Origin of the sequence: Methylobacterium sp. Leaf465, from assembly GCF_001424705.1 — a bacterium.
GTDB lineage: Bacteria > Pseudomonadota > Alphaproteobacteria > Rhizobiales > Beijerinckiaceae > Methylobacterium.
The window spans coordinates 129,465-150,761 of sequence record NZ_LMRA01000023.1; the positions used below are offsets into that span (position 1 = coordinate 129,465).

The 21,297-nt window shown below is 70.0% G+C and carries 23 protein-coding genes; 10 read left to right on the top strand and 13 right to left on the bottom strand.

Annotation, left to right across the window (positions count from 1 at the left end; all coding sequences use genetic code 11):
- The first annotated feature begins 20 nt into the window (after positions 1–20).
- The 3 genes from ASG51_RS12840 to tolB all read left to right on the top strand — a co-directional run bounded on the left by ASG51_RS12840 (position 21) and on the right by tolB (position 3,373).
- Entirely contained in the window at positions 21–467 is a 447-nt protein-coding gene (locus tag ASG51_RS12840) for a biopolymer transporter ExbD (protein WP_056214495.1), read from the top strand.
- 11 nt (positions 468–478) lie between these two features.
- Positions 479–1,888 (top strand): cell envelope integrity protein TolA, encoded by a 1,410-nt coding sequence (gene tolA, locus ASG51_RS12845; protein ID WP_056381205.1) that lies wholly within the window; start codon positions 479–481, stop codon positions 1,886–1,888.
- 165 nt (positions 1,889–2,053) lie between these two features.
- Positions 2,054–3,373, top strand: coding sequence for a Tol-Pal system beta propeller repeat protein TolB (tolB, locus tag ASG51_RS12850; RefSeq protein ID WP_056214500.1), 1,320 nt, complete (start codon positions 2,054–2,056; stop codon positions 3,371–3,373).
- Between the two features lie 24 nt (positions 3,374–3,397).
- Here the strand turns inward: tolB and ASG51_RS12855 are convergent, their stop codons facing one another.
- The 5 genes from ASG51_RS12855 to ASG51_RS12875 all read right to left on the bottom strand — a co-directional run bounded on the left by ASG51_RS12855 (position 3,398) and on the right by ASG51_RS12875 (position 10,679).
- Positions 3,398–3,976, bottom strand: a complete 579-nt coding sequence (locus ASG51_RS12855; RefSeq protein ID WP_056381208.1) for a hypothetical protein — start codon at positions 3,974–3,976, stop codon at positions 3,398–3,400.
- 178 nt (positions 3,977–4,154) lie between these two features.
- Positions 4,155–5,387: an MFS transporter gene (locus ASG51_RS12860; RefSeq protein ID WP_056381210.1), complete on the bottom strand. Its 1,233-nt coding sequence runs from the start codon at positions 5,385–5,387 to the stop codon at positions 4,155–4,157.
- Between the two features lie 172 nt (positions 5,388–5,559).
- Positions 5,560–7,737 (bottom strand): protein-disulfide reductase DsbD domain-containing protein, encoded by a 2,178-nt coding sequence (locus tag ASG51_RS12865; protein WP_056381212.1) that lies wholly within the window; start codon positions 7,735–7,737, stop codon positions 5,560–5,562.
- Positions 7,738–7,891: 154 nt separating this feature from the next.
- Entirely contained in the window at positions 7,892–9,718 is a 1,827-nt protein-coding gene (locus ASG51_RS12870) for an aminopeptidase P family protein (protein WP_056381213.1), read from the bottom strand.
- 22 nt (positions 9,719–9,740) lie between these two features.
- The gene (locus ASG51_RS12875) at positions 9,741–10,679 is read right to left on the bottom strand and encodes a 50S ribosomal protein L11 methyltransferase (RefSeq protein WP_056381215.1); all 939 of its coding nucleotides are present in this window, start codon (positions 10,677–10,679) and stop codon (positions 9,741–9,743) included.
- A 131-nt stretch (positions 10,680–10,810) separates the two neighbouring features.
- On the opposite strand from ASG51_RS12875, the gene ASG51_RS12880 reads away from it, so the two are divergent.
- The 5 genes from ASG51_RS12880 to ASG51_RS12900 all read left to right on the top strand — a co-directional run bounded on the left by ASG51_RS12880 (position 10,811) and on the right by ASG51_RS12900 (position 14,307).
- Positions 10,811–11,014: a hypothetical protein gene (locus ASG51_RS12880; protein WP_156389705.1), complete on the top strand. Its 204-nt coding sequence runs from the start codon at positions 10,811–10,813 to the stop codon at positions 11,012–11,014.
- 173 nt (positions 11,015–11,187) lie between these two features.
- Positions 11,188–11,922: a molybdate ABC transporter substrate-binding protein gene (gene modA, locus ASG51_RS12885; RefSeq protein ID WP_244480155.1), complete on the top strand. Its 735-nt coding sequence runs from the start codon at positions 11,188–11,190 to the stop codon at positions 11,920–11,922.
- A gap of 22 nt (positions 11,923–11,944) precedes the next feature.
- Positions 11,945–12,646 (top strand): molybdate ABC transporter permease subunit, encoded by a 702-nt coding sequence (modB, locus tag ASG51_RS12890; protein ID WP_156389720.1) that lies wholly within the window; start codon positions 11,945–11,947, stop codon positions 12,644–12,646.
- A 4-nt stretch (positions 12,647–12,650) separates the two neighbouring features.
- On the top strand, positions 12,651–13,763 hold the full coding sequence (modC, locus tag ASG51_RS12895; protein WP_056381219.1) for a molybdenum ABC transporter ATP-binding protein: 1,113 nt from the start codon (positions 12,651–12,653) through the stop codon (positions 13,761–13,763).
- Between the two features lie 148 nt (positions 13,764–13,911).
- Positions 13,912–14,307: a hypothetical protein gene (locus tag ASG51_RS12900; RefSeq protein ID WP_056381221.1), complete on the top strand. Its 396-nt coding sequence runs from the start codon at positions 13,912–13,914 to the stop codon at positions 14,305–14,307.
- Here ASG51_RS12900 and ASG51_RS12905 read toward each other — a convergent pair.
- The gene (locus tag ASG51_RS12905) at positions 14,244–16,061 is read right to left on the bottom strand and encodes a hypothetical protein (RefSeq protein ID WP_056381223.1); all 1,818 of its coding nucleotides are present in this window, start codon (positions 16,059–16,061) and stop codon (positions 14,244–14,246) included. The genes ASG51_RS12900 and ASG51_RS12905 overlap by 64 nt on opposite strands.
- A 243-nt stretch (positions 16,062–16,304) precedes the next feature.
- On the opposite strand from ASG51_RS12905, the gene ASG51_RS12910 reads away from it, so the two are divergent.
- The gene (locus ASG51_RS12910; RefSeq protein ID WP_056381225.1) at positions 16,305–16,712 is read left to right on the top strand and encodes a flagellar biosynthesis repressor FlbT; all 408 of its coding nucleotides are present in this window, start codon (positions 16,305–16,307) and stop codon (positions 16,710–16,712) included.
- A gap of 82 nt (positions 16,713–16,794) precedes the next feature.
- On the opposite strand, the gene flaF is transcribed toward ASG51_RS12910, so the two are convergent.
- A complete protein-coding gene (flaF, locus tag ASG51_RS12915) occupies positions 16,795–17,154 on the bottom strand; it encodes a flagellar biosynthesis regulator FlaF (RefSeq protein WP_056214542.1) in 360 nt (119 codons plus the stop codon).
- Between the two features lie 173 nt (positions 17,155–17,327).
- Between flaF and ASG51_RS12920 the strand changes: the two genes are divergently transcribed.
- On the top strand, positions 17,328–17,573 hold the full coding sequence (locus tag ASG51_RS12920) for a hypothetical protein (protein WP_056381226.1): 246 nt from the start codon (positions 17,328–17,330) through the stop codon (positions 17,571–17,573).
- 18 nt (positions 17,574–17,591) lie between these two features.
- Here the strand turns inward: ASG51_RS12920 and ASG51_RS24655 are convergent, their stop codons facing one another.
- The 6 genes from ASG51_RS24655 to ASG51_RS12945 all read right to left on the bottom strand — a co-directional run bounded on the left by ASG51_RS24655 (position 17,592) and on the right by ASG51_RS12945 (position 21,250).
- Positions 17,592–17,732, bottom strand: coding sequence for a hypothetical protein (locus ASG51_RS24655; protein ID WP_200941248.1), 141 nt, complete (start codon positions 17,730–17,732; stop codon positions 17,592–17,594).
- Positions 17,733–17,821: 89 nt separating this feature from the next.
- Positions 17,822–18,133 (bottom strand): hypothetical protein, encoded by a 312-nt coding sequence (locus ASG51_RS12925; protein ID WP_056275209.1) that lies wholly within the window; start codon positions 18,131–18,133, stop codon positions 17,822–17,824.
- A gap of 158 nt (positions 18,134–18,291) precedes the next feature.
- Positions 18,292–18,822: a metallophosphoesterase gene (locus ASG51_RS12930; protein ID WP_056381228.1), complete on the bottom strand. Its 531-nt coding sequence runs from the start codon at positions 18,820–18,822 to the stop codon at positions 18,292–18,294.
- 21 nt (positions 18,823–18,843) lie between these two features.
- Positions 18,844–19,944 carry a TonB family protein gene (locus ASG51_RS12935; RefSeq protein ID WP_056214558.1) on the bottom strand — a complete coding sequence of 367 codons (1,101 nt, stop codon included), beginning with the start codon at positions 19,942–19,944 and terminating at the stop codon, positions 18,844–18,846.
- A gap of 3 nt (positions 19,945–19,947) precedes the next feature.
- Positions 19,948–20,442 carry a protein TolR gene (tolR, locus tag ASG51_RS12940; protein ID WP_056275214.1) on the bottom strand — a complete coding sequence of 165 codons (495 nt, stop codon included), beginning with the start codon at positions 20,440–20,442 and terminating at the stop codon, positions 19,948–19,950.
- Between the two features lie 118 nt (positions 20,443–20,560).
- Entirely contained in the window at positions 20,561–21,250 is a 690-nt protein-coding gene (locus ASG51_RS12945; RefSeq protein WP_056214567.1) for a MotA/TolQ/ExbB proton channel family protein, read from the bottom strand.
- Positions 21,251–21,297: the final 47 nt, after the last annotated feature.

Genomic DNA, 21,297 nt, shown 5'->3' on the forward strand with positions numbered 1-21,297 from the left:
CCCACACCCGAGGAACGATCATGGGCATGGCCCACGGAGCAGCGCAGGGTGGCGGCGGACGGCGTCGGCGGGGACGCCGGCACGCGGCCATCAACGAGATCAACATGACGCCGTTCATCGACGTCGTGCTCGTGCTGCTGATCGTCTTCATGGTCGCGGCGCCGATGATGACGGTGGGCGTGCCCCTCGACCTGCCGCAATCCAAGGCGAGCCCGCTCAATTCCGACACCAAGCCCGTGACCCTGTCGATCCGGCAGTCGGGCCAGGTCTTCCTCGGGGAGAGCGAACTCTCCGACGACACCATCGTCCCGAAGCTCACCGAGAGCTCGAAGGCCGGCTTCGAGGAGCGCGTGTTCGTGCGCGGCGACAAGCGGGTCGATTACGGCCGCGTCGCCCAGGTGATGGCGATCGTGACCGGCGGCGGCTTCAAGAAGGTCGCCCTGGTCACCGAGCCGGACCAGAAGTAGCGGGCCCGGCGGTGCGGATTCCCTTCAAGCGCAGTGAACCGGGCGTCTGGGTCTCGGCGGCGACGCATGTCGGCCTGCTGACGGTCGCCCTGCTCTCGGTGGCGGCGCCCGCCCTGCCGGACGCGCAGGAGGGCGTGCCCGTCGAGGTGATGACCGAGCAGCAATATTCGGAGCTGACCAAGGGCGAGCGCAACGCCGATGCGCCCCAGCCCAACGCCAAGCCGCGTGCCGACCGCGTCGCCGAGAAGTTCGAGGAGCGCGAGCCCGAGAACGCCAAGGTCGATGCCCCGGCCCCGCCGAAGCGCCCCGCCGACATGAAGGTGGCGAGCGCCGAGGAGATGCCGCTGCGCTCCAGCGAGCCCGATCCGCAGGACGCCAAGGCCGAAGCCGCCAAGGCGGAAGCGGCCAAGGCCGAAGCGGCGGAAAAGGCCGCGAAGGCGGACGCCGCGAAGGCTGCGGCCGCCGCCGAAGCCAAGGCCGCCGCCGCCGCCGAGGCGAAGGCTGCCGCCGCTGCCGAGGCCAAAGCCGCGGCGGCCGAAGCCAAGGCCGCCGCCGCCGCGAAGGCCAAGGCCGAGGCCGTCAAGCGCGAGCAACTCGCCGAACTCATCGAGAAGCAGGAGGCGGAAGCCGAGGCCAAGGCCGAAGCCGCCGCCAAGGTCGAGGCTGCGAAGGCCGAGGCGAAGGCGGAGGCGGCCCGCAAAGCACGGGCGGAGGCCAAGGCGAAGGCCGACGCCGAGGCGAAGGCCGAGAAGGAAGCCGAGGCCAAGGCGAAGGCGGTCGCGGAGGCGAAAGCCAAGGCGGAGGCCGAGCGTCAGAAGGAGCTCGCCGAAGCCAAGGCGGAGGCGGACGCCGAGGCCAAGGCCGAGGCCGCCGCGAAGGCCAAGGCCGAGGCCGCCGCCAAGGCGAAGGCCAAGGCGATGGCCGACGCCAAGGCGAAGGCGGATGGGGAAGCGAAGGCCAAGAAGCAGGCCGAACTCGCCGACAAGTTCAGCGCGGGCGACATCCGTTCGCTCCTCGCCTCGAAGGCGCCCTCGCAATCCACCGGCGCCACCGGCCGCGAGGTGCAGCGCACCGCATCCCTGGGCGCGGCCTCCGGCAACGCCCAGCGCCTGTCGCCCTCCCTGCGCGATGCCCTCGTGGGCATGCTCCAGCAGCAGATCGAGCGCTGTTACGTGGCGCCGCCCGGTGCCACCCAAGGCGTGGTGCTGCCGATGCTCGACATCCGGCTCAATCCGGACGGCACGCTGACCTCCGAACCGCGCATCATGCGGGGCGGCGCCAACGCGGTCGATCGGTCGATCGCCGAGGCGGCTCAGCGCGCCGTGCGTCGCTGCGCGCCCTACAAGATCCCGGCCCAGTACGCGCCGTATTACAACGACTGGAAAGCCATCAACGCGGAGTTCGAGTTCTCGCGGGTGTGATAGGCCCGTCGGAGCGTGACCGCGTCGAAGCGTGCGGATGCCCGGCGTTCACGGGGGCCGAGGCAAGCCCTCGGCCCGATCCGCCAGGACAGGCGCAGATCCGCAGCCACGCTCCCCTCCGACCACATCGACGATCCTCGCATTCCCACGACCACGGAATCGATCATGCATCCCAGTCTTCCCAAGGGCCTGACGTCGCTCCTCGCCCTCCTGGCCCTCGTCCTGTGCGGCCTGAACCCGGCTGCGGCGCAGCTCAACCTGCGCATCGGCGGCGGGTCGTTCCAGCCGATGCCGATCGCGGTCACGGATTTCTCGGGGGATCCGAGCCTGGGCCTCCTCGTCTCCAGCGTGGTCACGAACAACCTGCGCCGGTCGGGCTACTTCACGCCCGTCGAGAAAGCGAAGTTCCCCGAGGCCCCGGGCTTCGATGCGGTCCCGGGTTTCGAGAAGTGGAAGGCGGCGGGCGTTCAGGCCCTGATCACCGGGCGGGTGGCGCGTGACGCCTCGGGCAAGCTCAAGGTCGAGTTCCGCCTCTGGGACGTCACCTCGGGCCAGCAGATGACCGGCCAGCAATACGGCACCGATCCGGCCAATGCGCGCCGCACCGGCCACCTCATCTCGGACGCGGTCTACACCAAGATCACCGGCCTCGGCCCCTGGTTCGACAGCCGCATCGCCTTCGTGGACGAGTCCGGCTCGAAGGAAAACCGGCGCAAGCGCCTGATGGTGATGGACCAGGACGGCGCCAACGTGCGGGCGCTCACCAATGGCGACAACGCCGTGGTCGCGCCGCGCTACTCGCCGGCGACCCAGGACATCGCCTTCATGACCCAGACCACCGGCCAGCAGCCGCGCATCCAGGTCATCAACCTCGAGACCGGCAGCCGGCAGGCCCTCGGCAAGTCCGGCTCGATGAGCACCAGCCCGCGCTTCTCCCCCGACGGCCGTCGTCTCGTGATGAGCGTCCAGGAGGGCGGCAACGCCGACATCGTCATCATGGACCTCGCCTCGAAGGCGCAGACGCCGGTCACCAACGGCAATGCCATCGACACCTCGCCGACCTTCTCGCCCGACGGCAGCCAGATCGTGTTCGAGTCCGATCGCGGCGGCTCGCAGCAGATCTACGTCATGAGCGCCTCGGGGGGGACGCCCACCCGCCTCTCCTTCGGCGAGGGCTCCGCCTCGCAGCCGGCCTGGTCGCCGCGCGGCGACCTCATCGCCTTCACGCGCCAGCGCAAGGGCGGCTTCGCCATCTGCGTGATGAAGCCGGACGGAACGGGCGAGCGCGTGCTCACGGAAGGCTTCCACAACGAGGGCCCGACCTTCGCGCCGAACGGCCAGTACGTGCTGTTCTTCCGCGATCCGGGCGGCCAGGGCGGCGGCAAGCTCTACATGGTCGACATCACCGGCAAGGTGGAGCAGCCGGTCCCGACCCCGTCCTACGCCTCGGACCCGACCTGGTCGCCGCTGCTGTCGGGGAAGTAGGACGGGACGCGCGCGGCGGCCGTGTCAGCCGCGCTCGTAGCCCGTGGTTCGGCGCACGAAGCTGAAAGCCGAGCTCAGCGATGCGCCGGCGGCGCCGGTCACGGCCTGAACGGCACCGACTGCCGCCTGAGCCGCCTCGCTCGCCGTCGTCGCCAGGGACGAATCCGCGTGTCCCGGTCCGTCGACCGTCGGGGTCACCCGCTGTGAGGCCCGAGCGAACCCCCGTCGCAGTACTTCCCGATCGTTGCTGATCAGCGCCGGAAGCCGCGGGTCGGCCAGGGCGATCAGCAGGCCTGCGTCCTGGAACGTGATTTCCAGCAGCGTCTGAGGTTGGGATTCCTCGGCCGACACCGAGGTCAGGGCGGTCGCGGCGAGCAGCGCCGTGCCGCTCAGATCGATGTTCGATGCGAGGGCGAGACTTCCCTTCAGACCTTCGAGAAGTTGCCCGCCCCAGTTCCGGATGCCCGCGATTTCTCCGTGCGCCTCGACGGCGAGGATGCTCTCGACGGAGCGCTCGACACCGTCCGGGCTGGTCAGAACGCCCGACTCATAGGTGCCTCTGCCTTTTCCGCAATTTCCGGCAACCACCTTGATGTCAGCCATTGCAGCCTCCTGCAGGATTTCTACGCCTGCGTGCAGGCCGCTGTCATGTCGAAAAGCTCGGCCGTGCCGGCGCGATGGATCGGCAACGGGGCTCCGAGACATCGTGTAAGGCACTGTTTTACGCAGGCTTTATCCCTGGTGTGCAGCGAATCGGGCGGCTAAGGGATAAATCCGCCCTTCACTCCGCCGGCACGAGCCGGTCCCGGGCCCGCAGCGCGGGAAACACCCGGCCCCAGAGCGCCGCGACGAGGAGGGTGGCGAGGCCGCCCGCCACCACGGCCGGGACGGCCCCGATCAGGGCCGCCAGGGTGCCGGATTCGAACTCGCCGAGTTCGTTCGAGGCGCCGATGAAGACCGAGTTCACCGCCGAGACCCGGCCGCGCATGGAATCGGGCGTCTCGCCCTGCACGAAGGTCTGGCGCACGAACACGCTGATCATGTCGGCCGCCCCCGTGACGAACAGGCAGGCCATGGAGAGGGGCAGGGAGGTCGAGAGGCCGAAGCCCACCGTGGCGAGGCCGAAGATCCCCACGGCCTGGAGCATGCGCAGGCCGGCCCGGCGCTGCAGCGGCCGGTAGGCGAGGGCGATCGCGGTGAGCACGGCGCCGGCCGCCGGCATGCTGCGCAGGACGCCGAGGCCGAGGGGGCCCACGTGCAGCACTTCCGCCGCGAAGATCGGCAGGAGGGCGGTGGCGCCCCCGAGGAGCACCGCCACGAGGTCGAGGCTGATGGCGCCGAGCACCACCGGATGCGTGCGGATGTAGGTCAGGCCGGCCGAGAGGGTCTCCCAGGTCACGGGCGGGCGCTCGGCGATGGGGGCGGGCCGGAACCGGATCGCCAGGATGAGGGCGCTGGCGAGCGCGAAGCTCACGGCGGCCGCCCCGAAGACCACCGCCGGCCCGAGGGCGTAGAGGAAGCCGCCGGTGGCCGGGCCGAGGATCGAGGCGCTCTGCCAGAGCGAGGCGTTCCAGGCGACGGCCGAGCCGAACAGGGGGCGGGGCACCAGGGTCGGCAGCAGGGCCTGCAGGGCTGGGTTGGCGAAGGCGCGACAGGTGCCGATCACGACGACGAGCCCGTAGATCGGCCACAGGGTCGTGGTGCCGAGCCAGGCCGCCAGGAGCAGGCCGAGATCCGCCGACGCCAGGGTCGCGTAGGCCAGGGCCGCCACGCGGCGGCGGTCGTAGGTGTCGGCGACGTGGCCCGTCACCAGGGCCGAGAGCATGGCGGGCAGGAAGCTCGCCAGGCCCACGAGGCCCAGGGCCAGGGCCGAGCGGGTGATGTCGTAGACGAACCACCCCACCGCCACCGCCTGCATCTGGAAGGCGAGGCCGGTGAGGAAGCGGGCCGCTCCGAAGAGGCGGAAATCGCCGTTGCGGAAGACGTCCCAGCGCGGCGCGGCATCGGTGCTCATGCGGCCGTGCTGAGGCAGGGCGGTTTGCGCGTCAAGCGCAAGGATGACGGGGCGGACTGAACCGTGCAGCCGCGGGGCTCGACCGTCCGCGGCGCGACCGGCCCGCCGGCGGAGACCTTCGTCAGCGCCGCACTTCGGTCAGGGCCGCGCGTCGGTCAGGGCCATGCGTCGGTCAGGGTCGCACTTCGGTCAGGGCCGCACTCCGGTCCGCGGCCGCGAGGGGCACCGCCTGCAGGGCCTCCAGCACCAGGCCGGGGGTGAGGATCTGGGGCAGGACCGTGGGCTCGCCCGCACCGGCATAGAGAAGGTAGAGCGGAACGCCGCTGCGGCCGTGGCGCTCCAGCAGGCGGGTGATCTCGGGGTTCTGGTTGGTCCAGTCGCCCTTGAGGGCGGTGATGCCCCGCGCCTTCAGCCCGGCCTGGACCGCCTCGGCGCGCAGGGCCACGCGCTCGTTCACCTGGCAGGTGATGCACCAGGCCGCCGTCATGTTCACGAAGACCGGCTTGCCCTGGGCCAGGAGCCCGTCGAGGCGCGCCTGGGTGAAGGCGCTGCCATCGGCCTGCGCGGCGTCGGCCCCCGCCCGGTCCCGGTCGAGGCCGAGGGTGAGGATCGCGAGGGCGGCGAGCGCCGCCACGGCGGTGCCGCGCGCGACCCAGGTGCCGGCCGGGCCGGCCCCGTGCCCGCGCTCCCAGGCCCAGGCGGCGAGGCCCACGAGGACGAGGCCGACCAGGGCGGCGAGGAGCCCGGCCGAGCCCACCTGCTGCGACAGCACCCAGACCAGCCAGGCCACGGTGGCGTAGATCGGGAAGGCCAGCGCCCCCTTCAGGGTGTCCATCCAGGCGCCGGGGCGGGGCAGCCGCCGCAGGGCCGCGGGCCAGATCGTCAGCGCGAGGAAGGGCAGGGCGAGGCCGAGGCCGAGGCTCGCGAAGACCGCGAGGCTCACGCCGGCCTCCTGGGTCAGGGCGAAGCCCACCGCCGAGCCCATGAAGGGGGCGGTGCAGGGGGTGGCCACCACGGTGGCGAGGATTCCGGTGAAGAACGAGCCTTCCAGGCCGGCCCGCCGGGTCAGGCCGTCCCCGAGGCCCGCGATGCCGGCGCCGAGATGGACGACGCCCGACAGGCTGAGTCCCATGGCGAGCAGCAGGTAGGCGAGGCCCGCCACCACCAGGGGCGATTGCAGCTGGAAGCCCCAGCCGATGCCGGCGCCGGCCCCCTTCAGGGCGATCAGCAGGCCGGCGAGGGCCAGGAAGGACGCGAGCACGCCCGCCGTGTAGGCGAGGCCGTGCAGCCGGACCCGGCCCGCCGGCTCGCCGGAATGCCGCACGAGGCTCAGGACCTTGATGGACAGGACCGGGAAGACGCAGGGCATCAGGTTGAGGAGGAGGCCGCCCAGGAAGGCGAGGCCGGCCGCGCTCCAGAGGGTCAGGCTCTCGGCCGGGGCCTGCGCGGGTGTGGGCGCCATCGCCGCGTTCGTGGTCGCGGCCGAGGCCGTCGCGACGGCGGTGGCGTCCGGGGCCTCCCCGATGGCGTAGGCGCGGCGCACGGGTCCGTCCGGCGTCGCCTCCGCGAAGGTCAGCACCCCCGGCAGGGTCGCGGGGGCCGCTGCGGTGGCGTCGCCGCGGGCCAGGTCGATGTGCAGCCCATCCGCGTCGCTGCGCGCCTCTTGGGGCGCCGCGTTCTCGATGGCGGTCTCCGCATAGGGGAAGTAGGCGACGTCGGACGCCGCGAGCCCGGCCGGCGCGGCGAGGTGCACCTGCAGGCGCCCGTTCTCGGCGCCGTAGCGCACCGGCCAGGGCGCGGGCGCGGGCAGGGCCGCGCGGGCGGCCTCGAACAGCATCATCGATCCGGGCGCGACGCCGGTGCTGGTGCCGGTCTGCGCCACCGGCAGGGTCAGGCGCAGCTCGGCCGAGCCCGGCACGCATTCGCGCTCGCAGACGAGGTAGGTCAGCTTGGCCTGGAGCGTCACCGGCTTGGCCGAGGCCAGCGTGGCCGGCGGGGTCACCTGCGCCAGGAGGACGGCCTCGTCCTCGTAGCCGTAGTTCATCAGGTGGGCGACCGGGATGCGGCTCGGGCTCGGCCACTGGATCGGCCCCGCAGAGAACCCGGGCGGCAGCGTCCAGGCGACCTCTGGAGCCAGCCCGGAATCGCCGGGATTGCGCCAGTAAACGTGCCAGTGCGGCCGCATCACCAGGCGGATCCCCACCGTGAAGGGCTCGCCCGGCCGGATCGCGGCGGGCTCCCCGACGAGGCTCGCCTTCACGAGGTCGGCCGGCACCTTGAAGCCCTGCGCGGAGGCGGTGGGCAGAGCGAGGCCGAACAGCGCGAGCGCCAGGGCGAGAAGCCGGATCATAGAATCCTGTTCGGAGATGGAGGCGGGCAGGTTACGTCCGTTCGGCCGGAGCGCAAAATCCCGAAGCCGCGAGATCCCTTGTCCCCGCCTTTCCGCGCCGCCGAAAGGCGCAGGATGGTCGCAAGGGCCGTCCGGCGCTCCGGCCGGGCCGGGGTCAGACCGACGCCGCCATCGGCCGGGTCGCCGCCGCCAGCCAGGCCCGCGTCGCCCCGTCGAGGTCCGGTTCCAGCGCCTCCCGCACGCGGGCGTGATAGGCGTCGATCCAGGCCGTCTCCTCCGGGCTCAGGAGCTCGGGGCGGATCAGGCGACGGTCGAAGGGCGCCAGCGTCAGGGTCTCGAAGCCGAGCATCGGGCGCTCGCCGCCGGGCACGTCGCGGGCCTCGACCAGGACGAGGTTCTCCAGGCGGATGCCGTAGGCGCCGGGCCGGTAGTAGCCCGGTTCGTTGGAGAGGATCATGCCGGGCTCGAGGGCGACCGTTCCGGTCTTGGCGATGCGCTGCGGCCCCTCGTGCACCGACAGGAAGGACCCCACGCCGTGGCCGGTGCCGTGGTCGAAGTCGAGGCCGGCCTCCCAGAGGGGCAGGCGGGCGAAGGCATCGATCTGCGCGCCCGTCGTGCCCTTCGGAAACACCGCCCGGGCGATGCCGATATGCCCCCGGAGCACGCGGGTGAAGTGGTCGCGCATCGCCCCGGAGGGCGTGCCGATCGCCACCGTCCGGGTGATGTCGGTGGTGCCGTCGCGGTATTGCGCCCCGGAATCCACCAGGAACAGCTCCCCGGGCCGGATGCGCCGGTCGGTCTCGCGGCTGACCCGGTAATGGACGATGGCGCCGTTGGGGCCGCTGCCGGAGATCGTCGGGAACGAGACGTCGCGCAGCAGGCCGCCCGCGGCGCGAAAATCCTCCAGGGCCTCCACGGCGGCGATCTCGGTCAGCGTCTCGCCCTGGTGCGCGAGCCAGGCGAGGAAGCGGGTCACGGCGACGCCGTCGCGCAGATGCGCCGCCCGGGTGCCGGCGATCTCCGCCGCGTTCTTCACCGCCTTCATGGCCGTGATCGGGTCGGGGCCGAGATCGGCGACGCCTCCGGCCGCCTCGACCCGCTGCTTGAGGGCGTACGCGGCGGTGGCGGCGTCGAGGCGCAGGCGCGCGGCGTTCGCCGCCTGCGCCGCAAGGCCGTCCGCGAAGGCCGCGCGCGGGTGGAGGTCGGCGAGCGGCGCGAGGGCGGCGCGCAGCTCCGGGCTCACGGCGGGCGAGGTCAGGTAGAGGGCCGCGCGGCCGTCCCGCGGCACCAGGGCGTAGCCCAGCGCCAGGGGGGTGTGGGCCACGTCGCTGCCGCGCAGGTTGAACGCCCAGGCGAGGTTGTGCGGATCGGAGATCACCAGGGCGGCGTCGTCCGCCTCGGCCAGGGCCGTGCGGATGCGGGCGAGCTTGTCCGCGGCGGACGCGCCGGCGAGCTCCGGCGGATGGGCGACGACGGGCCCCGCCGGCGGCCCCGGCCGGTCGGTCCAGACCGCGTCGACGGGGTTCCGGTCCACCGCCTGCAGACGCGCGCCGGCCCTGGCCACTGCGCGCTCCAGGCGTGCCACGCTGTCGGGGGTGTGCAGCCAGGGATCGTAGGCCAGCACCTGGCCGGCCTTGATGTGGGCGCCGATCCAGGCCGCGACGCTGGTCTCGGCCAGGGGCACCGGGGTGATGAGGGCGGTGTCGACCTGGGCCGGCGCCTGCAGGGTGTAGCGCCCGTCGACGACGAGGGCGGCTTCTTCGGACAGGATCACGGCGGTGCCGGCCGAGCCGGTGAAGCCCGTGAGCCAGGCCAGGCGCTCGGCCTGGGGCGGCACGTATTCGGACTGGTGCTCGTCGGCGCGGGGCACCACGAAGCCGTCGAGGCCGGCGTCGCGCAGGGCCGCGCGCAGGGCCCGGATGCGGTCGGCCCCGTGGCGGTGGCTCGGATCGTCGAAGGTCTGGAAGCGGGCGCGGGTCATGGCGCCCAGGGTTACGCCGGGCTCAGAGGGGCCGCAACCGCGTCCGGCGCGGGCGCGCCGCCGCGCCGCCGCGCGTGAGCACCAGCGTCGCCCAGCCCTCGATCAGCCCGTGCCGGGCGAGGTGGAAGCCCCGGTGCCGATAGGTGGAGAGGACGCCCGGCACGTCGCGCTCGATGAGGCCGGAGAGGATCAGCACGCCGCGGTCGGCGACGACCGCCGTCAGCGAGGGCGCCAGCCCCTTCAGGGGCCGCGCCAGGATGTTGGCGAAGACCACGTCGAAGCGGCGCGGCCGGTCGGCGAGGGGGTGGCGCACCCCCGGCCCCTGGTAGAGCCGCAGGACCGGCCCGAGGCCGTTGAGGCGGGCATTGCCGATGGCGGTGGTCACCGCCTCCGGGTCGAGGTCGCCGGCGATGACGGGCGTGTGCAGGTATTTCGCCGCCGCGAAGGCGAGGATGCCGGTGCCGGTGCCGACGTCGAGCACGTGGGCCGGGCGCCCGCGCTTGAGGATCCCCGCGAAGGCCCGGAGGCAGCCCAGCGTCGTGCCGTGATGGCCGGTGCCGAAGGCCAGCGCCGCCTCGATCTCGATGGCGAGGTCGTTGGCCCGGACCGTGTCGCGGTCATGGCTGCCGTGGACGAGGAAGCGGCCGGCCCGGACGGGCTTCAGGCCCTCCAGGGAGGCGCGGACCCAATCCTGCTGGTCGATGGTCTCGAAGGTGGCGACGTCCGCCTGCGCGCCGACCACGGGGCGGATCAGGTCGCGGATCATCACCTCGTCGGGCGCATCGGCGAAGTAGGCCTCGAGCCGCCAGGTCCGGCCGTCCTCGGCCTCGAAGGCGGCCACGGCCGTCTGGGTCGGGTCGAACATCTCGCCGAGGAGGTCGGTCATCGCGCGCGCCGACCCCTCGTCGGTGAGGAGGCGCAGCACATGGGTCGGACGGTGGGGAGGCAGGCCTTCGAGCATGATCGGGGCTCTATCACCCGCGACGTCCCGCCGCCACCTCACGCGCAAGCTTGGCCGGAACGGAACCGCCGGATCCGCGTTTGCTGTGGCTTCTCCAGGCTCGCGTCGATGTCGGAGCGTGCGTTGTGCGTATGAAAATCAGAAGAGCCGGCGGACGAACGCCGGTCGTTCTCGCGGAAAAGTCCAAGGCCCGCCGTCGCCTCGTGCGCGATCGCGGGGGCTTCACCGATGCCGAGACACTGACGGGACCCTTGCCCGGACCGATGCTGGTGCTCCTGAGCCGTCTGCACCGCTCGGAGCGTCCGCCCGTCGAGGACGAGGAGCGGGGCGCCTGACGAGCCCCGCCCCGATCCGTGCTATGGCGGCTCCGGCGCCGGCGGCCTCTTCCGGGTCGTGCCGGCCGCAGACGAAGGGCTGATCGATGATTCCGACGCGGCGGACGTGGCTCGGGGCGGTGCTGGGATTGGCGATCTGGGCCGGCGTGACGCCGGCGCGGGCCGAGACGCCCATGCGGGCCGAAGCCCCCGTGGTGGTCTTCGCCGCTGCCAGCCTGAAAAACGCCCTCGACGCGGCCACCGCCGCCTGGACGACGGAGACGGGCAAGACCGCCCGGATCTCCTACGCGGCCTCCAGCGCGCTGGCCAAACAGATCGAGGCCGGGGCGCCGGCCGACCTGTTCCTCTCGGCCGATCTCGCCTGGATGGACGACGTGGCGGGCAAGGACGGCCTCAAGCCGGGCACCCGCTCGAACCTCCTGCGCAACGCCCTCGTGCTGATCGCCCCCAAGGACTCCCCCGTGGCCCTGGTGCTCAAGCCCGGCCCCGACCTCGCCGCGACCTTCGCCAAAGCGCTGGGCGACGGTCGCATCGCCATGGGCAACGTCGCGGCGGTCCCGGCCGGCAAGTACGGCAAGGCGGCGCTGGAGAGCCTCGGCGCCTGGGAGGGCGTGAAGGACCGCCTCGCTCAGGCCGAGAACGTGCGGGCGGCCCTCCTGCTCGTGGCCCGCGGCGAGGCGCCGCTCGGCATCGTCTACGCCACCGACGCGGTCTCCGACCCCAGCGTGCGGGTGGTCGCCACCTTCCCGGCCGCGAGCCACCCGCCGGTGATCTATCCCGTGGCGCTCACGAAGGAGTCGACCAACCCGGATGCGGCCGCGCTTCTCGCCTACCTGCGCAGCCCCGCCGCCCGGGTGTTCTTCGAGCGCCAGGGCTTCTCGGTGATCGGCGCCGAGGACCGGACCTGATCGTCCGGCCTTGAGCGCCGCGATCCTGGACCGGCTCGGCCTCTCGCCGGAGGAATGGTCCGCCATCGCCCTCAGCCTGCGCGTGGCCGGGGTCGCCACCCTGGCGAGCCTCGGCCCGGGGCTGGCCGTCGCCTGGGTGCTGGCGCGTCGGCGCTTCCCCGGACGGGCGCTCCTCGACGGGCTGGTCCATCTCCCCCTCATCCTGCCCCCGGTGGTGACGGGCTACCTCCTGCTCCTGGCCTTCGGCCGGCGCGGGACCTTCGGGGCCGTCCTGGCCGATCTCGGCATCGTCCTCTCGTTCCGCTGGACCGGGGCGGCGCTCGCCTGCGCGGTGATGGGCTTTCCCCTGATGGTGCGGGCGATGCGCCTCTCCCTGGAGGCCGTCGATGCCCGCGTCGAGCAGGCCGCCGCGACCCTCGGCGCCGGACCCTGCGCGGTCTTCCTCACCGTGACGCTGCCCCTCGCCCTGCCGGGGGTCCTGGCCGGCGCGGTGCTGGCCTTCGCGAAGGCGATGGGCGAATTCGGCGCCACCATCACGTTCGTGTCGAACATTCCCGGGGAGACCCAGACCCTGCCTTCGGCGATCTACACCCTGACCCAGGTGCCCGGCGGGGAGGCGGGGGCCCTGCGCCTCACCCTGGTCTCCGTGGCGATCTCGATGGCGGCGCTGCTGGTCTCCGAACTCCTGGCCCGCCGGGTCGGGCGCCGGATCGGGGCGGGGTGAGCCGATGACGCTCGCGGTCGATCTCGCCCTGGCGCGCGGCGCCTTCCGCCTCGACGTGGCCTTCACCGCTCCGCCGGGCCTCACCGCCCTGTTCGGCCGCTCGGGCTCGGGCAAGAGCACGGTGATCGCCTGCCTCGCCGGTCTGGCCCGGCCCGACCGGGGCCGGATCGCCCTCGACGGCGAGACCCTGCTCGACACCGAGCGCGGCCGCGCGGTGCCCGCCCATCGCCGCCGCATCGGCACCGTCTTCCAGGAGGCGCGGCTGATGCCCCACCTCTCGGTCCGGCAGAACCTCGCCTACGGGCGCTGGTTCGCCCGCGGCCGCCGGGACAGAGCCGGCCTGGAACCGGAGGCGGTCATCACGCTCCTGGGCATCGGCCACCTCCTCGACCGGCGGCCGGCCGGTCTCTCCGGCGGCGAGGGCCAGCGCGTGGCGATCGGCCGGGCGCTGCTGTCGCGGCCCCGCCTCCTGCTCCTGGACGAGCCGCTCGCCGCCCTCGATGCCGAGCGCAAGGCCGAGATCCTGCCGCTGATCGAGCGCCTGCGTGACGTGGCCGCGATCCCCTTGGTATACGTCAGCCATGCGGTGTCCGAGGTGGCGCGCCTCGCCGACACCATCGTGGTGATCGAAGGGGGCCGCGTCGCTGCCGCCGGGCCCGCCGAGGGCATCCTGCGCCGGGGCGATCTCGGGCCCTACCACGCGGCCGAAGCCGGCGCCCTCCTCGACATGGTGGTGGAGGCCGACGCCCCGAATTCCGGCCTGACGCTCCTCTCCGGGCGGGCCGGGCGCCTCCTCGTGCCGCGCCTCAATCGGGCGGTCGGCACCGGCATCCGCGTCCACGTTCCCGCCCGCGACGTCCTGCTCTCCCTCGACGAGCCCATCGGCTTGAGCGCCCGAAATCGCCTGAGCGGGCAAGTCCTTGCCCTGCATCCTCAGGCGGACGGCACGGTGCTGGTGGAGGTGGATTGCGGCGGCGCCGTGCTCTCCGCACGCCTGACCCGCGCCTCCGTGCACGAACTCGGCCTCGTCCCCGGACGGCCGGTCTTCGCCATCGTCAAGAGCGTCGCCTTCGATCCGCACGGGATGGGACGGGCGGCCGGCGCCGTCGAGATCTGACCGATCGTTAAGATTCGACGCGTCGCCTTGGCATTGCCTTGAGCCTGTCGGCCAAGAAGCCGGTGGCGGAACCGATTCCTTAAGATCCCATTCACGCCGCAAGCCTTGTCTGGCTGGAGACCGCGAAAGCCGCGAACAGGAGCGTGCCATGTCGATCACTAGCCTCGGCGCCGTGCTTCCGGCCCGCGTCACCGGCGCCACGCCGGCTCCCAGTCCCCCGGTTCAGCCCGTTCAGGCCCCGGCGCCCCTCGCACCGGCCGTGCGGGTGGAGATTCGCAGCCAGGACCCGGGAGCCGATCCGCGCGCCGGCACCGTCCGGACGCCCACGTCCGAGCAGGACGCGAAGGCGACCCAGACCGTGATGGAGCCACGCATCCGGATCGACCAGGACACCAAGGCGGTGGTCTACCAGGAGGTGGATCCGAATTCTGGCGACGTCGTGGTGCAGCTGCCCGACCCGGTGGTGCTCAAGGCCCGCGCCTATGCGGAGGCCGCCGAGGCCCGCGCCAAGCCCGTGGCCCGCCCCTTCGACCGTACCGCCTGAGCTGCAGCGAGCGAAACGAAGAGAAGGCCGGGGCGGTGCGCCCCGGCCTTCTTTTTTGACGTCCGCTCGAACCTGAAAAAAGCCGCCGGCCCGAAGGCCGGCGGCCGGCTTCCCCTTAGCGGAGGAGCTGCAGGATGCCCTGCTGCGCCGTGTTGGCGAGCGAGAGGGCCGAGATGCCGATCGACTGGCGGGTCGACAGGGCCTGCGAGTTGCGTCAGGTTGGCCGAGCCGGTGTCGAGGATGTTGATCAGGTTCTTCGAGAAATCCTGACGGTTCTGCACCACCGTGAGATTCGAGCCGAAGGTCGAGGACTGGGCGCGAAGCTGGCTGGTGGCGGCAGTGATGGCCGTCAGGGCCGAGTTGATCTCATCATCCGACTGGAAGCCGCCGGTGATGGAGTTGAGACCCAGACCATCGGCGTCGAGCTTCGCGCCGGCAATCGTGATACTCGAAGAACCGGTCTCATTGAAAGTAACCTTCAGCGAGTTCTCACTTGGATCGCTGCCCGAGCGGGACAGCAGATTGATACCGTTGTAGCTGGAGTCCTGGGCCTGCTGCGTGATCTGGGTCAACAGGTCGTTGAACTGCTTGGCCAGCGCAGTCCGGGTAGAGTTCGTACCACTGGCTGAACCAGAGCCCGAGGCGACGACAGCCTTGGTCGTGGTACCAGCAACGCCGAAGCCGAGGTCCGTGTTGCCGCCGGCGGAGTTGTCGATGGTAATCTTCTGAGATGAGCCGGTTGCAGTCGACGTGAAGGTCAATTTGTTGTTGGTGTCGAAGCTTGCAGTGACCTGGCCCTTGAAGCCAGTATCAGATGAAAGCTGGCTGTTGATCGAGGCAAGGATCTCGGTCTTCGTCGTCGCAGCGGGTGTCGCACCTGCCGCCACCGTGATAGTCTTGGTCGGACCGCTGCCCAACTGGATGTTGAACGCAGCCGTGTTGGCACCGGAGAGATCAAGGGTCGTCGCTACAGCCGTATTGGCAACTGCGATCGCAGCGGTTGCCGTGCTCTTAGCAGCGGCACCCGTGGCAGTCTGCGCAGCGACCGCCGTGCCGAACCCGATATCCACTTCGTTGCCAGCGGTGTTGGTGACAACCGCGGAGGCTGCCGAACCCGTTGCCGTCGAGGTGAAGACAATACGACCGTCGGTGGTCTTGGACGCGGAGACCGCTGCCGGATTGGTCGTATCGTTGGCAAGCTGATTGTTGATCGCCTTCACGACGTCGTCGGCAGTCGCTTTTGCGACATTGCTGGTAACACCACTTAGAGTCGTTGCATCAAGCGTGATCGTGGTGGCGTTGGTCCCGTCACCAAGAGTGAAAGTGGCGTTGCGGGTGCCCGAAAAGTCTTGCGTACCATCGGTGGCAGCCGTGGTGGTGCCCTGAAAGCCAGTCACCGCTGTGAGGATTGCGGCAGTAGCAGGGGTTCCACTGGAGACAGCACTCTTGTCGGCCAGTGCCTGGTTGGCGGTGGACTTTGCGGAATCGACCAGCTTCTGGATCGAGGTGATACCCTGGTTGGCGGCCTGAATGGTCTGGACGCCGTTCGAAATGCCGTTGAGGAGAGAGCCGAGATCGCCCGAGCGGCCGGACAGCGACTGCGAGGTGAAGAAGCTCGTCGGGTCATCGAGGGCCGAGTTGACCTTCTTGCCGGTCGAGAGCCGGTTCTGGGTGCTGGAGAGAAGGTCGGCCGTGCCCTGCAGCGAGAGCAGGTTCTGGCGGGTCGCGGCGGTAAGGGTGATGCCTGAGGACATGCTGTTCGATCCATTCTGATCGGTGCGCCTCCGTTTTTGGAGGCAAGGTCACATGAGCACCCATCCGTTGCGATCAACTTAAGACACGCGTCGAACGAAAGCTTGATAGAAAAGATCAATTGCCGTCGATTTTGAAAAAGATGTTTTTTGTCAAAGTGTTGATGATGTAGGGCGGGATCGCCCTTGATGTCCTGTTAACCAAGATCGACCATTGTACCTGTCAGGTTCGCAACGAGGATCGCCATGCCCCTGAAGATCGAACTGAAGCCGTTCGAACGCCTGCTGATCGGGGGCACCGCGATTCGCAACGGCTCACGGCGTTCCAGCTTCGTCATCGAGACCGTGACGAAGTTTCTGCGCGAGAGCGACATCATCCTGGAGAGCGAGGCGGACACCGCCTGCAAGCGCCTCTATCTCACCCTTACGGTAATGTACCTCGCCGAGGTGACCTCGGAGACCGAGGATCTCTTCATCACGCAGGCCAATGCCCTGATCGCGGCAGCGCCCAGCATGGCGCCCTACCTGCGCGACATCCATGATTTCATCGCCGAGCGCGACCTTTATCGTGCTCTGAAGCGCTGCAAGGAGTTGATCCACTACGAGCAATCGCTGGCCGAGCGGCTGGCACCGCCCGCGGCGTCCCGCGGTTGAGGCAGGGATACCGAGGCTGAATCGAAAGAGCCCGCCGCTTCCCAGCGGCGAGCTCTTTCGATGGAGGCTTGCGGTTCGGAAGCTACATGCGCAGGCCGGCGGCGATGTTCTGATTGATGCTGATGAGGGCAGAGAGCTTCTCGGCTCTCGGTTCGATCAGCGTGTCGATCATCCGCTTGAAGACGAAGGTCGAGAGTTCCGCGATGTTGTTCTTGATCTCGACCGGCAACGGGCTCTCGGGAGCCGTGGCCGCTCCGGCGATGATGGTCCAGACCTTCTGATTGAAGTTCAGGGCGTCGTTCAGGGCAGGGGACTGATTGGTCCAATCGGTCTGGATCGCCTGCAGACGTGTCGCAGCCTTGATCAAGACGGCAGCCTCTGCCTCGCGCGGCGACAGTGCAGTCTGTGCAACCCGGGCATAGGCGCTGGCCCCGTACGACATCGCTCGATCCTCCCTCAAGGTGTGCAGACCCGATTCGGGGCGCGGGCCGAACTTAGGCACCCGATTGTTAAGGGACCGTAATATCACGCCGTGCCGTAATCATGCCCGGATATGCGACGACGGAGAGCGCGCGCCCGCGCGGATCACGCGCAGGGTGTTGGATTACCGCCACCATGATGAATTTCATTCTGGGCACTGTCGCGGGCGGATTGCTGGTCGGGCTCGTCACGATTTCCGCCGTCCGCCAACCGGTCGTGCAGGCCAAGCTGGGCCTTTTTCCCGTGTCCACTGCGCTGTTGATGCCATCGGCGAAGACGCCGGAGGCCTCTCGCCCAGATCCGCCATGCCGTCAGACCGCGACGGTAGGACAACCGGACATGCTGTTCTCAAAGCGACGGTTCTGGTTCGTCGCTCCGTGAGCGAGCGATCCGTAAGACTCAGAGGCTGCTGATCAGGAACATCACCATCGTGGTCGCCACGGTGGTGCTGACGAACCCGCAGAGGGCGGCCGCGAAGGAGGGGCCGGTGGAGAAGCTGCGATCCGTGGTCTTCAGGTCGAAGGCGGCGGTGGTGTTCATGATGGCTGACCTTGGCGGCGACTCATCTGTCGCGTGCGGGTTGACAGTGAAACGAAGCGTGGCGGGCGGGCGTGCGGGCCCACACCCCATCAATCGCAACGATTGGCGCGCTTGGCCGCCCGAAGAGCCCGCGACTCGCTGCGCAGATCGATGGCGACGACGCCAGCGCCGCAGTCCTCGAAGGCATCACGCGCATCGGCATAACGGTCGCCGATCTCGTCAAGGGTGTCACAGGCACGGTCGTGATGGCCGATCCGCGCCTCCTGACGGAACTGGTAGCGGAGGGCATTGGCCTCATCGATCTTGCGTTGCGCGTCGAGACAGGCGGGGGCGGCGAGGGCTGGCGTCACGAGAGCCATCACGAGGCCGGCGGCAAGAGTCAGTTGAAGGGGTTGACGCATGGGGATACCTGAGATGGGGACACTTGGACGTGCCGCCGGTGAACAGAATTCATCGAGCGTTCGAAAGTGTCCGCAAGATCAGTACTGAACTCTCCGATATTGCATCGGAGGAGCAGCACTCATATCGCGTGCAGGTTCTAGAAACGGCGAACCTGTCGTTAAGGTTCCACGCTGGCCCATGGCGTCGTCCGCCGGCGCCGGGAAACCAGAATTGCGGCCAGGGAAATCGGGGCGGGGCCCTGCGCATCGACACCGACATCGTACTGCCGGGGAATCGGTTTCAACTTGTTGTGCGAGTGACCGTGCAGGTTGACGGCACCGCGACCGATTCCGTTCCAAGTCCGGAACGCGTAGTGACAGAGTACCAAGCGCCGCGCATCGACGGTAATCTCGGCATAATGGGCGATCGTAGCCCATCCGGGCGCATGCAGTGTCCCGGCCCCGTCATTGTTTCCGATGATGAGGTGCTTGGTGCCCGACAGGCTTCCCAGGATCGCGGCAATGCGGCTGTCGGAGGAACCGAGGGCGAAGTCGCCAAGGTGCCAGACGTCGTCCTCGGGCCCGACGACCGTATTCCAGGCGGCGATGAGTGCGGCGTCGTGTGTCGCAAGATCGGCGTAGGGCCGCTTGTCGATCCGCAGGATGCGCGGATCGCCGAAATGCGTGTCGCTGGTGAACCACACGGCCACAGTTGGCTGCCCGCGCCGCGATCAGCGTCCGGGACTGAAGCGCAGCGGCACGGTAACGGCGAGGCTGCTCAGACTGATCCCGGCGGGTGCTGCGGGGAGTGAGCCACGAACGGTCGCCAAGGCCGCGCTGTCGATGGCGCCGACCCCGCTGCTGCTCGCCAGCCCCGAACTCAGCACCTGACCGGAGCGGGACACCGTGAACCGAACGACGGCCACGCCGCCGCTGGTGCCAGCCGCCGCATTCGCGTTCATTCGCCCCCGGATCGCCGAGCTCAGCATGCCTTGCCATGCCCTGAGCGCATTCGGATCGTTCCCGCCAGCGGCTGAGCCCGCACTGCTCTGCCGCGAAGCGGAAGCCGAATTCTGCTGGGCACGCCCTTCGCTCGCCGCGGCCGCCGCGCGGCGTGCAGCCTCCTTGGCAGCCTTTGCCTTGGCTTCCTTGGCAGCTTCGCGACGGGCCTCGGCGATGGCCTCGCGGCGCTCCTCCTGTTCGACCTTCAGGCGGGCCTCGCGATCGGCCTTCCGTTTCGCCTCACGCTTGGCCTCGAGGATCTTGGCCATATCCGGCTTCGGCTTCTCCACCTCTAAAGGCTTGGGAGCCTCCGCGATCGTGGGCGGGGGCGGCGCCAGGGCGGGCGCTTCCTGTCCCGTCGAGGTGATGACCTGATCCTCGGGCGGCGGTTCGACGACCGCTTCGGTCGGAGGCGTGACCGGTGCCTCAGGCGGCTCGGCCATGGTGGTGGCTTCGGGGGCGATCGGTGCCGCGTCCGGCGGCGGCGGGACGGTGGCTTCGGGCGGCGCCACCTCGGTCGTCTCAAGAGGTTTCGTGACCGGAACCGCCTCTGGCGTTTCCACCGGATTCGCTTCAGGCGGGGCGGGTGCCTGGGCTGCCTGCTCGGCGGGCGCCTGGGTGTTCGCCTCTGTCATCTGCGGGGCGAGATCGATCGTCACGATATTCTCGCCCGGAGGCGCGGTTGGCGCCGTGCCGAACAGTGCCATGCCGACCAGCGCTGCGAGGTGCAGGGCCAGCGCAACGAGGAACGCCGCGGCGAGCCCGGACGGACCGCGCTGTTCCGGTTCGACCGGTGTCGCGAAGGCGCTATTGGGATGCAGGGCGTTCATGGATTACTGCGGCGTTCCGCTGACAGGGGCCGGAGCGGCGGCCGGCGAAGCGGGCAGCGCACCGCCGGGCGATTGGGCGATCAACGAGACCTTCGTGAAGCCGGCTTGGCCGACGAGGCCCATCACCTCCATGATCTTGCCATAGGGCACGTCGCGGTCGCCACGCACCAGCATCACCTGGGTCGGGTCCTGGGCCGCCAATGCGCGCAGGCGGGGCAGGATCGCATCCGGCGTGAGTTCTTCCTTGGCGAGGTAGGGCCTGCCGTCCTTGTCGATGGAGATCTCGAGCGGCTTCTTGGCCTGGGCGACTTTCTGGGCGGTGGTCTTGGGCAACTGCACAGGCACGCCCGTGGTCATCAGGGGAGCGGCCACCATGAAGATGATCAGCAGCACGAGCATAACGTCGACCATCGGGGTGACGTTGATCTCGGACATCGGCGCTGCGTCGAGACCATCATCGTCATCGCTGCCGCCGGCGCGGATCGAACCCATTGCCATCGTGAAGCGGCCCTCCAGGGCCAGGGCGAAGGGCGATCAGGCCGGTCCGCCGCACAGGTTGCTGTCAGGAATCGGCGCTCGCGCGGCGCCGGAGCGTGCCTTGGTCAGGTAGGAGCGTTCACTCGGCGGCGGCACGGCCATGCACGGCTCGGTCGCGGGCGAGGCGATTGCCGAGAATGCCGATGCTGGAGACGAAACTGGACTGGATCCGACTGACATCGTTGATAAGCTTGTTGTAGGCCATCACGGCAGGGATCGCGACGATGAGGCCGATGGCCGTGGCGAACAGGGCTTCGGCGATCCCTGGGGCGACCACCGCCAGCGAGGTGTCCTGACTCTTGGCGATGGACGAGAAGGAATTCATGATGCCCCAGACCGTCCCGAACAGCCCGATGAAGGGCGCCGTCGAGCCAGCGGTGGCCAGGAGAGGCAGGCCGGTTTGCAGACGCTTGATCCGGCTGGTCAGGGCCGCGCGCATCGCGCGCTCGATGCGGTCGCGCCGCTCGGCCCGGGTCTCGCTGGAATCCTGATCCCGCCAAGCCTCTGCGGCCGCTCCCATGATCTGAGCGTCCATGCCGCCGCCGGATGATTCGAGCGCTCCACCGGACCGCACCAGCACGTCGAACGCCTTGGCTTGACGCTTGGCGGCGGCAATCCGGACGATCTTTTCGAAGACGACGGTCCAGCACGCGATCGAGGCGATTACGAGGAGGATCATCACGCCCTTCACGATCGGATCCGCCTGCAGGAACAGTCCGATGAAGGAAAAGTCGTGCGTGACTTCGGCCTGCGCTGCGGTCGGGTCCATGATGGTCTCTCTCAGTGCGTACGGTGTGCGGGCTTCGATATCGGATC